Here is a 12933-nt window from a genome sequence, read left to right on the forward strand (position 1 = left end):
TATGGTAACACGCCCCGACCGTCTCACTTCGCCGCGAAAATCCGCTCGCCGGTCGCTCGGCGGCACGCGGCGACGAACGCAGGCCGAACGCACCGAAGCCACGCGCACGCAGATCCTAAAGGCGGCCGCCAATCTCATTCGAAAGCGGGGATATGCCAGGTTCCGGACCGCGGACGTTGCCGAGGAAGCGGGCATGTCGCGCGGGGCGCAGCTGCATCATTTCCCGACCAAGGACTCGCTCGTCGTCGCCACGCTCGAATATGTGTTCGAACAGGCGCAGATCATGAGCCGCCGGCGCGCAGCGGCCGTCAACCGCCCGCGAGATCTGATCGAAGCCGTGATCGAAGACGCGCGCGAGTTCTTCTTCAGCGAACACTTTATGGTGGCCATCGACATTGTTTTGTCTACCTCCACAGACGAGGCCGTTCGCAAGCAGATCCTGGAGATATCCCGGAAAGCCCGCCGCCCTGTCGAAACGGCCTGGACGGAGGCCCTCACAGCCAGCGGGGTTCCTGCCTCGCTGGCGGCGGACATCGTGGCCCTGACACTCAGCCTCGTTCGTGGCATGGCGCTGCGCACGCTCTGGGACAACGACCCAAAGTGGTTCGACCAGCTATTTTCGGTGTGGCGGCGCATGATCAAGATTTTCCTTGAATCGCAACCTGCGAAAGCGCGGACGAGATGAATAACGGCCACGCCACTCCCCTCATCACTTCTGTCTGTTACGTCCGCCTCGCGGTCAGTGAATTGCACGCCAGCGCCCGCTTCGTCGCAGACATCTTCGGCCTGCAGCGCGTCGTGGCTCAGGATGGCGAGATCGCTTTCCGGTCGGACGACCGCTATCGCACGGTAAGCCTCGCAAGCAATTCGAGCGAGGCCGCCAGCGTCGGGATCGAGGTGTGGGACGACAAGGCGCTGGATACCATTGGCGGACGTCTCACCGATCTCGGGTTTGCGGTGAAGCGCGCCGAGCTGGCCGAATGCCAGCGACGTTATGTCCAATCCGCACTGCTAACCGAGGACGAATCGAAGAACCGGATCGATCTCGTCGTGCGCCCCTCCCGCAGTGGCCGGCGCTATTTTCCGACGCGCGACGCCGGGATCGTGCAGTTTCATAGCGTCGGACTTCGCACGACGGATCCCGTCCGCGACCTCGCATTCTGGAAGGCGATCGGGGCCGAGATCAGCGACTGGGTCGGCGACATCGCATATCTGCGGACAGACGGCATGCATCACCGCATCGCGCTGTATCCTTCGAAGCGCAGCGGGCTTCTCTATTCTGCGTTCGAAGTGGAAGAGATCGATCAGATCATGCAGAACAGCTACTTCATGCAGGAAAATCAGATCAAGATCGTGCAGGGCCCCGGCCGCCAGGCCGCTTCGCAGCAGATCTTTCTTCACGTCGCAGGACCGGATGGCCTGATCTTTTCCTACGTCAACGGCATGACGGAATACGGCGAGAAGCCACGGCTGGCACGACAATTCCCGCTGGCGACAACGTCACTGTGTGCCTGGGGCAGCGAAAGCAAGGACGTGCCGGAACTGAGCGCGTCCGTATAGACAGCAGAGAGAAGCAGCATGATCCAGCTCAAGGATGTCAGCTACGTCCGTCTTGGCTCGCCTGACCTTGAATCCGCCGAGACTTTCGCGACCACCTGCCTTGGCTTGCAGATCGCGGAACGGGGCAAGAAGGAACTGTATTTGCGCTCTGACGACCGGGCGCACACCTTATGTTATTCGGAAGGTGATGCGCGAAGCCAGACTGTCGGCTTCGAGGTCGAAGATGAAGCGAGCCTGCAGGATGCCGCCTCCACGCTCGAATCGCTCGGTCACGCCGTTCATGCCGGGACCTCCGAAGAAGCCGAGCAGCGCAAGGTGAAAGCCTTCATCGGCTTTCGTGACCCGACTGGAAATCACATCGAGCTCGTGGCGCGCCCGGAGCGCAGCGGACGGCGCTATTTTGCCGGCCGCGACGCAGGAATCACCGGCTTCAGTCATATCGGGCTGAACTCCACCGATCCGGCGCGCGACGAGCGGTTCTGGACGCAGGTCTGCAACGCCCGTGTCAGCGACCGCATCGGCGATATCCCCCTGATGCGCGTCAACGCCATCCATCACACCATCGCGCTGGTCCGGGCGCCGAGCGCCGGAATCCAGCACATCAACCATCAAGTGGAGAGCAGCGACGACGTGTTGCGCTCCTACTACTTCCTCAATGAGAAGCGCGTGGCCATCGTGTTCGGACCCGGCCGGCATCCGACCTCCGGCGCGCGGTTCCTCTATTTCAAGGGACCGGACGGTATGATCTTCGAATACTCCGTCGGCGTCGACGAAATCGAAGATGAAGCAACGCACCGGCCGCGGCAATTCGGCTTTGAGCCGACCAGCTTCTGCATGTGGGGCGCAAAGCCCGCCGGGATGACGCTGCCAAACAAGTAAAAACAACACGGCGCTACGAACAGTGCGAAGCAATCGCGCGAGGAAACATGGATCTGGGGTTAAAGGGCCGGAAGGCTATCGTATGCGCGGCGAGCCAGGGGCTTGGTCGGGCAAGTGCCGTCGCACTGGCCCGGGAAGGGGTTGAGCTTTTCATTGCTGCCCGGCGACGCGAGCTGCTGGAAGCGACTGCCGACGAAATCGGCAAGCTCACGGGAAACCGGCCGATCCCGGTCGTCGCCGACGTGACGACGAAGGACGGAAGGGACGCGCTATTGTCGGCGTGCCCGTCGCCGGACATCCTGGTCAACAATGCCGGCGGCCCTCCTCCTGGCGACTTCCGCAAGTTCGAGCGCGACGACTGGATCAAGGCGCTCGACGGCAACATGCTGGCGCCGATCGCCCTGATCAAGGCGACGCTGGATGGCATGATCGAGCGCAAGTTCGGCCGCATCGTCAACGTGACGTCGCACGCCGTGAAGGCGCCCGTCGCTATGCTCGCATTGTCCAACGGCGCGCGTACCGGACTCACCGGCTTCGTCGCCGGACTGGCCCGCTCTGTGGCCGAGCACAATGTGACCATCAACAATCTGCTGCCCGGCACTTTCGATACCGACCGGCTGAAATCAAACCTGGCCGCACTCGCGAAAAACTCGTCGCGAGGCGTCGCGGAAGTCACCGAGGACGTCAGGGCCGCCAATCCCACTAAGCGGTTCGGTCACCCCGACGAGTTCGGGGCAACCTGCGCCTTTCTGTGCTCGGCGCAGGCCGGCTACATCACAGGGCAAAATATCCTCATCGACGGCGGAGCTTACCCCGGCACGTTCTAGGTCAAAGTGCGGACGTGCGGCGTCTATGATGGGGACAGCATGACCGACGTATTGATCGTTGGCGGCGGTCCGGTGGGACAGACGGCGCTCGGCCTTGCGCAATACAGGGCGTAACCGTGAAGTTGCTGGAGACCGAGAATGGCGATCTGCATAGTCTCGGTTTACGCTGGATTTGGTAGCGGGAGACCGCTACAGCCCGAGACCCACTTTTGAGGATAGTGGCTCACGCTTGGTAGCGGGGGTCCGCTACATCGCGAAACCCACTATTTCGGAAGCCCTGTTTTCTTATCGGCGGGCAGCGTCAGCGACCCGGTCGAAGCCTACCCCGAGGCGACGAGGCCGACCGATACGTTCGGCAGCGCGGGGCTGAGCACAACTGACGGAGGTCGTCGCGCCGAGGCTTGACCTGTGGTGCGGCGCGTATGATTCTGAGCGCTGTTCGATCCTGCACCTATCTAGCTCAATTGTTCGACGATTCCCCGCCTGGTTGATGCCCCCCGTCAAGAACCACAGCCCGACATCTTTCTCCGATCCGCATCCACCCAGCGAAGTGCTCACGCGCGCTACGTGTGAGGCCGCGCCAACACTCGACTGGGCCTACCACAGTGCACTGCTGCTGCTGGAGCAGCCCATGGAGGCGGCGATCTCCGCCATCATGAAGCTGGTCGGCGAGGCGGCGGCCGCCGATCGCGCATGGATGTTCGAATACGACGAGGCACTCCTGCGCTTCCGCAACACCCATGAGTGGAGCAGACCCGAGATACCCTGCTTCGTCGAGGATCTGCAGGATGCGCCGGTCGCGATGATCGGATGGCTGCAGCGGTTTCTGGTGGCGGGCAAGGCGGTGATGATCAATTGCGTCGAGGCCCTGCCGCGAACGGCGCAGGCCCTGCGCGCCGAGATGCTCCGGCAGGACGACAAGAGCGTGCTCTGCGTGCCTGTGTTCCATGCAGGGCAGCTGCGCGCCTGCATCGGGCTCGATGCCGTGCGGACGACGCATCGCTGGTCCAAGGCGGAGATGAAGGGCCTATTCCACTGCGCCGACCTGATCGCGGCCGCGCGCTATGGCCAGCGCGCCGACACGCGCCTCGACCGACAGGGCCGGTTCGCCAAGCTGGTCTACCTGCGCAAGCAGGGCGGCGTGCTGGGAACGCCGATAGACCAGATCATCGGCCTGCGCTCGTCGGGCGACTACAGCGAGGTCTGGCTCGCCGACGGCTCGAAGGTGTTGGACCAGCGGCCGCTGGTGCAATGGACGGCGATGACGCCTCGAGCGCTGTTCCTCCGTATCCATCGCACCGCCATCATCAACCTGAAACACGTGCGCGACATCGATCGCCGCGCCACAGGGGCGTGGCAGTTGCGGCTGCAGCACCGGCCCGAGAACTGGCCGGTGTCACGCGCCGGCCGAGCGGAACTGCGCATGCGCCTCGGCATCTGACTCCGCATCCCTGCGGTGCCGCTGAAGCCAGCTTCGCTCCGCTGCACGGGATCGGTGCACGGGATGCGTCCCGTCCCGGGCGATACCCGAAAGTTAACAACATCTTACGATTGGCCCGCGCGCCGCCGTGCCGTGACGTTGGTCGGAAATGCATGTCGGTTCGGCGATCTGCCCTTGCCCACCGGTTCGGTGCGACAGATGGTCGCCTGTAGGAGAGAGCGCACCGTCATCGGCACGGCGATGCGATGTTGGACATGGGGTTGTTGATGCGGGTGCGCGGACGAGCGGGCATGGGCGTCGCCATGCTCGCAATGTTGATCTATGGGCCCGCGCGAGCGCCGGCGGAAGACCTCGCCCTGCAGGATGCGGTGACGATGACGGGCACCGCCATGTTCCTCAATTCCAGCGCCCCCGGACTGATCCTCGCCGTCGTGCACGGCGACGACAGCGTCGTTCAGGGCTACGGCGAAACCGCTCCTGGCAGCAAGGTCGAGCCTGACGGGCGGTCGATCATCCGCCTGGGATCGATTTCCAAGGTGTTCGCCACCGACCTGCTGGCGACGCTCGCCGCGGAAGGACGCGTCGGCCTCACCGATCCGCTGTCGCGCTATGCGCCGGCGGGCGTGACAGTGCGCTCGTTCGGCAATCAGCCGTTCAGCCTGCTCGACCTCGCCAGCCATGCCGCGGGCCTGCCGCGCGAGGTGCGCAATCCCTCGGTCAAGGGGGGTGACGGCAATCCGTTTCTCGCCTTCAGGGCAGACTATTACTGGAAATGGATCTCTGAACATCCTCCGGCCTACGCGCCCGGCACCACGGCGATGTATTCGAACTACGGTTACGGTCTGCTCGGCGAGGCGCTGAGTAAGGCGGCAGGCAAGCCGTATCGTGACCTCCTGCAGGAACAGCTCATCGCGCCGCTTGCGCTCACCGACACCACCACCCGCCTTTCCGACGAGCAGAAGATGCGCCTCATGGTGGGGTTGGACCCGTTCAACCAGCCTGATCCCAATTGGGAAGTGCCCGATATCATGCTTGCGAGCGCCGGCGTCTATTCGACGGCGAACGATGTGGTGCGCTGGATGCGCTGGCATCTGAATGGTGACGACAAGTCGGCAACAGCGCTCTCGCTGGTGCATGCGTTGTGGCGGCCGCATGACGGACTGCAGCGTGTGGTCGGCGCGGAAGTGACAGGCTCGATCGGCATGGGTCTCGGTTGGATCATATCGCCGCCGAAGGATGGCGTGCCTCTACTGCTCGGCAAGAGCGGCGGCATTGGTGGCTTCATGACCTATGTGGTGCTCTCGCCCAATCGCAAGCTGGGCATCTTCGTGGTGGCCAGCCGCGTCAACTTCGCGATGTTCGAGGGCTTGCGCACGGCGGTTCGCGAACTCGCTGCTGAACTCGCGCCAGCAGGACCGTCATGACGCGCGCACGCATGATGACGGGAGATATGCAGCGCAATCCGCATCGTGATGAAAGACACATCTCGCATCGCGCGCCCATTTCTTCCTCGATTGCCTTCAGATCATCCACCGCGATGGCGCGGGTGTTGCTGGCGCTGACCGGCTCCATGGCCTTTGCTGTTGCGACATCTGCAGGTGGATCTGCACTGGCGCAGACGGCCGGAGCATCACTGGCGTCCGGCAAAGGCGGCAATGGTGGAGCACACGGATACAGCAGCCCCACCGCGGGCGGCGCAGGTTCCACCGATGGCTATTGGAGCGGCGGTGGCGGTGGAGGCGGCGGCGGAAAAAACCGCACCGATGGGCAGAATGGTTCGGGCGGCGATGGCGGTAGCGGCCCACATGCGGAGGGAGGCGGCGCCGGTGGCCTGCCCGGGAATCGTTCGACCTGTTTGGGTGCATTCAGCATCGATGGTTGCCCGGGAGATGTTGGAGAAAACGGCGCCAACGGCATTCCGGTCGTGCCTTATGCGGGCGGCGGTCACGATGGCGGCAGTGTTTCGGCGGCCGCTTCCAGCTTCGTCACCGGCGGAAATGGCGGCGACGGCGGCAACGGCAGTTACGGTGGATCGGGCGTCGGCGTTGGTGCTTCCAAGCTTCCAGCCATTCCCCGATGGGACGGAATGGGTGGCAGCGGCGGCGATGGCGGTTCCGCAGGGGCCGGGATTTTCCTCTCTGCTGGTGGAGCCGTATCGGTTGCCGCGAGTGCCGTGATCGCAGGCGGCAACGGTGGAAACGGCGGTCATGGCGGAAGTGGTGGGACCGGAGGCGTCTTCAGCAGTGAAGGCGCCTTCGGCGGAAATGGCGGAGCCGGTGGCGCCGGCGGCGTTGGCATCGTGACCAATGGCGGTGTCGTCACCACAGACAGCACCGTTCGCGGGGGCAATGGCGGCAATGGCGGCAACGCGGGTGCTGCCGGTAATGCCTGGGCGCAAGGTGGCAACGGCGGAAACGGCGGTGATGGCGGCGCCGGCATCGCTTTGGTCGGTGGCGGTACGATCATCAACACCGCCACGGGTATCATTACTGGCGGAACGGGAGGCAATGGCGGCGCCGCTTCGTCCGGTACGCCTTCAGGTACAGCGGGTAAAGCCGGCAACGGTGGCGTTGGCATTCTGAGCCTCGCGCCGGGCGCGAACATCATCAACGCGGGCACCATTATGGGAGGCAGCAGTCCCGGCGGATCGACCGCAGCGGCGATCATCTTCACCGGCAACGGCAACCGACTCGAGATGCAAGGCGGCTCGAACATCGCGGGCAATGTGCTCGCCAACGGCGGGTCCAATACGCTGGCTCTTGGTGGCAGCCTGAATGACAGCTTCGATCTGTCGTCGCTCGGTGCCCAGTATCAGGGCTTCAACCAGTTCGAAAAAACAGGAACGAGCACATGGACGATCACAGGGAGCAACGCGACCACGCTCGACAGTGTGCGAGTTGAGGGCGGCACACTGGCGCTGACGGACAGCAGTACCGTGCTGAAGAGCACCGACGCCGTGATTGGTGGCGCCACGGGATCGAATGGCGCGGTCATCATCGATGGCGCTCGTTGGTACAATTCGGAGCCGCTCAAGATCGGCGATCAGGGCACCGGCTCGCTGACTATCTCGAATGGCGGCACCTTCGCCGGCATGGTCGATTTCGTTCCCGCCTTCGGCTCGATGATCGGCAACGCGCCGGGCTCTCACGGCAGCGTCGTCGTCACCGATCCTGGCTCGTCATGGAGCAACTACTCCGCGCTGATGATCGGCAACAAGGGAACGGGCAGCCTGACCATCTCCAATGGCGGCCGGCTCGACTCTTACGGCCTGGTGGGTATCGGAGGTGCGCAATCCGGGGCCAGCGGCTCGGTCACTGTGACTGGCGCCGGGTCATACTGGAACACGCATCTCATTCCGGAGAATTCGCCGGACAACACGCTGAGTGTAGGTGGACCGGGCGGAGGAGGCCTGACCATCTCCGCCAGCGGCAAGATCGATAGCGGCGCGACATCGTTCGCCAATGCCGACGCATTGGTGACTGGAAACCATTCGGTCCTGAACACATCAAGCTACGGCGACACGCCGTCCCTTGTCCTTTACTCAGATGCCAATCTTCCCAGCACGAGATTAACCATCGCCGGTGGCGCGATGGTCCACACCGGTGGCGATCCGACACAGATTCAGGGGACAGGATCGAACCTGAATATTGGTGCGGGTGTGGGCGATGCCGCAACCGCGCCGGGCACACTGTCTACCAATTCCATTCTGTTCAGCGAGGGTGGCAGACTCAACTTCAACCACACCGCGACGGACTACGCTTTCAGCGCAGCCATGTCCGGCGCCGGTGCGATCAACTTTCTGGCCGGAACGACCATTCTGACCGGCAATAGCTCCGGCTTCAACGGTTCGACCATTGTCTCGGGCAGCACATTGAAAATGGCCAATAGCGGTTCGCTTGGTGGCACACTCGACGTCAACAATGGCGGACGAGTGGAAGGTTACGGAGCTGTTGGCACGACGAAAGTCAATAATGGTGGCACGCTCGCGCCCAATGGCGCACTGCCATTGATCGTGAGTGGCAATTTGATCGTCAATGGCGGCGGCACCGTCGTATCGGACAAGGGCGCTCTCAAGGTTGGCGCCGACATGGCGCTGAATGCAGCGTCAGCTTTCGACTACACGTTCGCGGCATCGGCGATCAAGGTCGGCGGCGATCTCACTTTGAACGGCGCGAAGCTTAATATCGCCAACAACGGCACGATGCTATTCGGCACCTACAGCCTGATGACCTACAGCGGCGCGCTGACCAACGACGATCTGTCGCTTGGCACGACACCATCAACGAGCCCGCTGGCCTATGTTTACACGATCGACACGTTGACGCCGCACTCGATAAATCTCGTTGCGATTCCAAATGGCATCAGCATCTTCCAGACTTGGGGCGGTGGCACCGACGGCACCGGCAAGGGCAGCGGTACCTGGAATAGCGCCAACGCGAACTGGCTCGATCCGATCGGCGGCTTCGTTCCGACCACCTGGGGTTCGGGTTACGGCACGTTCGGTGGCCCCGGCGGCACGGTGACCATCGAAGGTCAGCAATCGTCGGTCGGCCTCGAATTCACCAACGGGAATTACACACTGGCTGCGGGCGCCGGCGGATCACTGCTGCTGCATCGCTATGACAGCCCGGACTTCACGATTGCGGTGCCGGAGCTGCGAGTTCTGCCGAATATCACGGCCACGATCAGCGCCACGATCGAAGGTACGGATGGTTTGCGCAAATCCGGCGATGGCACACTGATCCTGTCGGGCGCTAACACCTATTCCGGCGACACCATCATCAGTGGCGGCGCGCTGCAGATATCGTCCGATACCAATCTCGGTAGCGCTAGCGGCGCGCTGACTTTCGATACCAGCATCGGTACGTTGCGCACCACCCAGACCATGAGTTCTGCACGTACCATCAACCTTCTCGACAGCGCGACCTTCGATACAGCGGCCGGCACGACTTTCAATGCATCGGGCGACATCACCGGCGCGGGCGCCTTGATCAAAACCGGAGAGGGCACCCTCGCCCTGTCGGGCAACAATAGTTGGCTTGGTGGAACGCTGCTGATGGCGGGCACGCTGCGCAGCGATGCGACGGGAGCTCTGCCTTTTAACACCGATTACGTAATCACCGGTGGCACACTGCATCTCAATAGCATCAACCTGACGATGCGCTCGCTCTGGGGTATCGGTGGCGCCATCGCCCTTGGCTCCGCGCAGCTCACCGTCGATCAGGCGATCGACTCGTTCTTCGCCGGAACGATTTCCGGAACAGGCTCCCTGACCAAGGATGGCGCGGGCACGTTGCTGCTTAGCGGCAATAGCACCTACGGCGGCGGCACAACGATCCTGAATGGCACGCTGGCGATCACATCCGATGCCAATCTTGGCAACGCTGGCGGTGCAATCAACTTCTTTGGCGGCGCGCTGACGGCTTTCGGCAATATCACCACTGGCCGTTGGATCGATGTCAGCGGTTCGGGAACGATCGATGTCTGGTCGGGTAACAAGCTGACGGTGACAAACGCAATCACCGGATCGGGCACGCTGGTCAAGGACGGTGGCGGCACATTGGTGCTGGCCGGCAACAACAGTTTATCAGGTGCGACCAACGTGACCAACGGCACGTTGACGGTGAACGGCTCGCTGGCTTCGTCATCGCTCACCACGGTCAGCGCCGGCGCGTGGCTCACCGGCACCGGCGCGGTTGGTTCGACGGCGATCAACGGCGGCGTACTTGCTCCGGGTGATCCGGTCGGGCGGCTGACGGTGCAAGGCAGCCTGACCATGACAGTGGCATCGACCTACATGATGCAGGTCTCGCAGGCCAACGATCTGGTGCGTGTTACGGGCACCGCTGACCTGGGAGGTTCCGCAGTCAATGCGACCTTCCTCGCAGGTTCCTATGTCAAGCAGCGCTATACGATTCTTACGGCGGATGGCGGGCTTGGCGGCAACACGTTTGGCCATTCAGTGGTCGCAGGCCTGCCGGCCAATTTCACGTCGCGCCTGAGCTACGATGCCAACAATGTCTATCTTCAACTCGCGATGACGACCCCCAGCGGGGTCAACGTCAATCAGCGAAATGTTTCGAATGCGCTGGTCAACGCCTTCAACAGCGATGGCGGCATTCCGCAGGCTTTTGTAGGCTTGAGCCCAGCCGGGTTGACGCAGGTTTCCGGTGAACTCGCGACTGGTGCACAGCAGACGTCGGTCAAGGCCGCCAATCTTTTCCTCGGCATGATGAGCGATCCATTCCTCATCGGTCGCGGCAGTGGGACGCCGCAACCGCCCGTCGGTAATGTCAATGCCTATGCGTCGACCACGAACCAGCCTGCTATAGCACGCGATGCCTTTGCAGCGATGGATCGCAAGTCCGCGCCGGTGTCATTTGATCAACGCTGGAGCGTTTGGGCATCGGGGTTTGGCGGCACGCAGACCACCAGCGGCAATGCCGCGGTGGGGTCGGGCACGGCAACTAGCAGCATCTATGGTGCGGTCGTTGGCGCCGACTATCATGTCTCACCTGACACACTGGTCGGTTTCGCGATGGCAGGCGGCGGCACCAGCTTCGAGGTGGCGGACGCGCTCGGCAGCGGACGCTCGGACCTGTTCCAGACTGGCATGTTTCTTCGTCATTCGATTGGGGCGGCCTATCTGTCCGGTGCGTTGGCCTATGGCTGGCAAGACGTCACCAGCGACCGCACACTCACCCTCGCAGGTACCGATCATCTGCGCGCGAACTTCAACGCCAATACCTTCTCCGGACGCGTCGAGGGTGGCTACCGCATCGCCACGCCGACGACGGGAATTACGCCCTATGCTGCGAGCCAGATCGTCCAGGTCGCATTGCCGTCCTATGCCGAGCAGGCGATCTCGGGATCGAATACATTTGCCCTGACGTACGACGCCAGGCGTGCCACCACGGCTCGCGCCGAACTTGGTGCCCGCGCCGATAGATCTTTCGCGCTCGACGATTCCATTCTCACACTGCGCGGGCGCGCCGCATGGGCGCACGACTTCAATTCCGATCGCAGCATTGCCGCGACGTTCCAGACGCTGCCCGGTGCCAGCTTCGTCGTCAACGGCGCGTCCCAGGCGCCTGACGTCCTGCTCACCACCGCGTCCGCCGAGATGAAGTGGATGAACGGCTGGTCCGGGGCGACGACCTTCGAAGGTGAGTTCTCAAACGTGACGCAGAGCTACTCCGGCAAGGGCGTGGTGCGCTATCAATGGTGAAAGCTCGGCGTGCCGCGATCGAGATCTGCCAAGCTTTCGGGAAGGCGCCAACGCGAGCAACGAACGAGGAACAGATGCTGTCCTACGGGACGGACCACCTCGAATGGGATGCAGATAGCCGCGCAACGCAGCCATCGTACCGCCGACGCGGCTCAATCGTCATTGAAGCCGTCGAAAAAGCCAAGATCGAACTGGACGACATAGACCTCGATGAAACGGCCGGCCTCCCCCGGCAAGGTCCACCGGTCGGATCTGAAGGCCCCCTGAAGCCGGGGAAGCTATCGGTGTCATCTTGATGAAATGGTTCGACCTGCATTCTCGCTGGTAGTGCTTGGCCCATCGCCCTGCAGGGAAATCAACAGCGAAGACAGCAGCGAGGGATGCTGTATCTTAGATACGTCAATCGTGCTCATGAGCGCAAAAGGCAAAGCCCAAGCAACCCAGTGGAGGTTGCCCAGCTAGCGTCATGAAGATTCATTCCGAGCGAAGCGCAGTTTTCGCAGCGAAAGCGGGCCACTCTCTGGCGCAGCACAAAGACGTAGGAGCTAACCGCTCCCATCCGGCGTGCCCCATCGCAGATAATCGTAGTTTGGCGTAGAACATCGTGAGTGGCCCTTGGTAGCGGGAGAGGGACTCGAACCCCCGACCCCAGGATTATGATTCCCGTGCTCTAACCAGCTGAGCTACCCCGCCACAGGGCCCGCGAACCGCCTGATACGGCCGATCTCGCGAACGCGCGGCATATAAGGAAGGGGCCGGCGGGAAGTCAAGCAAAGTGGTCCGCCTTTTTCCGCCTTCGCCAAGGCTACGGCGGGACAAGCCGCTTTGTGAATACGGCCTCTTTTTCAAAGAGTTCGTCATGGCCGGGCTTGTCCGGACAAGCCCGGCCATGACGAGATCTGGGGCGGAACAAGGCCCTATTTCGGCCTTACATTCGGGTCGCCGCCGGGGCTACCGGGGGGCGGGATCACCGGGGTGTTGCCGCCGGTGTCGGGATC

General features: G+C 62.7%; 8 protein-coding genes and 1 tRNA gene. 8 read left to right on the plus strand and 1 reads right to left on the minus strand.

What is annotated here, in order from left to right; genetic code table 11:
* Position 1: 1 nt before the first annotated feature.
* The 8 genes from IVA81_RS02210 (at position 2) to IVA81_RS02245 (ending at position 12231) form a co-directional block, all read left to right on the plus strand.
* Positions 2-685, plus strand: coding sequence for a TetR/AcrR family transcriptional regulator (locus IVA81_RS02210; protein WP_247311584.1), 684 nt, complete (start codon positions 2-4; stop codon positions 683-685).
* Positions 682-1560: a VOC family protein gene (locus tag IVA81_RS02215; protein ID WP_247311586.1), complete on the plus strand. Its 879-nt coding sequence runs from the start codon at positions 682-684 to the stop codon at positions 1558-1560. The genes IVA81_RS02210 and IVA81_RS02215 overlap by 4 nt, the downstream gene beginning before the upstream one ends.
* A gap of 18 nt (positions 1561-1578) precedes the next feature.
* Entirely contained in the window at positions 1579-2439 is an 861-nt protein-coding gene (locus tag IVA81_RS02220; RefSeq protein ID WP_247311589.1) for a VOC family protein, read from the plus strand.
* 47 nt (positions 2440-2486) lie between these two features.
* Positions 2487-3266: an SDR family oxidoreductase gene (locus tag IVA81_RS02225; RefSeq protein ID WP_247311604.1), complete on the plus strand. Its 780-nt coding sequence runs from the start codon at positions 2487-2489 to the stop codon at positions 3264-3266.
* A gap of 490 nt (positions 3267-3756) precedes the next feature.
* Positions 3757-4707 carry a LytTR family transcriptional regulator DNA-binding domain-containing protein gene (locus IVA81_RS02230; protein ID WP_247311591.1) on the plus strand — a complete coding sequence of 317 codons (951 nt, stop codon included), beginning with the start codon at positions 3757-3759 and terminating at the stop codon, positions 4705-4707.
* Positions 4708-4961: 254 nt separating this feature from the next.
* On the plus strand, positions 4962-6131 hold the full coding sequence (gene ampH / locus IVA81_RS02235; RefSeq protein WP_247311594.1) for a D-alanyl-D-alanine-carboxypeptidase/endopeptidase AmpH: 1170 nt from the start codon (positions 4962-4964) through the stop codon (positions 6129-6131).
* Complete coding sequence (locus IVA81_RS02240; protein ID WP_256469288.1) at positions 6128-11935, plus strand: autotransporter domain-containing protein; 5808 nt, start codon at positions 6128-6130, stop codon at positions 11933-11935. Before ampH ends, IVA81_RS02240 begins: the two co-directional genes overlap by 4 nt.
* A gap of 74 nt (positions 11936-12009) precedes the next feature.
* Positions 12010-12231, plus strand: coding sequence for a hypothetical protein (locus IVA81_RS02245; RefSeq protein ID WP_247311598.1), 222 nt, complete (start codon positions 12010-12012; stop codon positions 12229-12231).
* A gap of 320 nt (positions 12232-12551) precedes the next feature.
* Here the strand turns inward: IVA81_RS02245 and IVA81_RS02250 are convergent.
* A tRNA-Met gene (locus IVA81_RS02250) sits at positions 12552-12628 on the minus strand.
* Positions 12629-12933 lie beyond the last annotated feature (305 nt).

The organism is Bradyrhizobium sp. 141 (assembly GCF_023074055.1).
Lineage (GTDB): Bacteria > Pseudomonadota > Alphaproteobacteria > Rhizobiales > Xanthobacteraceae > Bradyrhizobium.

What these genes read in the sequence shown, in the direction of transcription:
- IVA81_RS02225 (WP_247311604.1), top strand. Translation starts at nt 2,487, where the DNA reads ATGGATCTGGGGTTAAAGGGCCGGAAGGCTATCGTATGCGCGGCGAGC.
- ampH (WP_247311594.1), top strand. Translation starts at nt 4,962, where the DNA reads ATGGGGTTGTTGATGCGGGTGCGCGGACGAGCGGGCATGGGCGTCGCC.
- IVA81_RS02230 (WP_247311591.1), top strand. Translation starts at nt 3,757, where the DNA reads ATGCCCCCCGTCAAGAACCACAGCCCGACATCTTTCTCCGATCCGCAT.
- IVA81_RS02220 (WP_247311589.1), top strand. Translation starts at nt 1,579, where the DNA reads ATGATCCAGCTCAAGGATGTCAGCTACGTCCGTCTTGGCTCGCCTGAC.
- IVA81_RS02245 (WP_247311598.1), top strand. Translation starts at nt 12,010, where the DNA reads ATGCTGTCCTACGGGACGGACCACCTCGAATGGGATGCAGATAGCCGC.
- IVA81_RS02210 (WP_247311584.1), top strand. Translation starts at nt 2, where the DNA reads ATGGTAACACGCCCCGACCGTCTCACTTCGCCGCGAAAATCCGCTCGC.
- IVA81_RS02240 (WP_256469288.1), top strand. Translation starts at nt 6,128, where the DNA reads ATGACGCGCGCACGCATGATGACGGGAGATATGCAGCGCAATCCGCAT.
- IVA81_RS02215 (WP_247311586.1), top strand. Translation starts at nt 682, where the DNA reads ATGAATAACGGCCACGCCACTCCCCTCATCACTTCTGTCTGTTACGTC.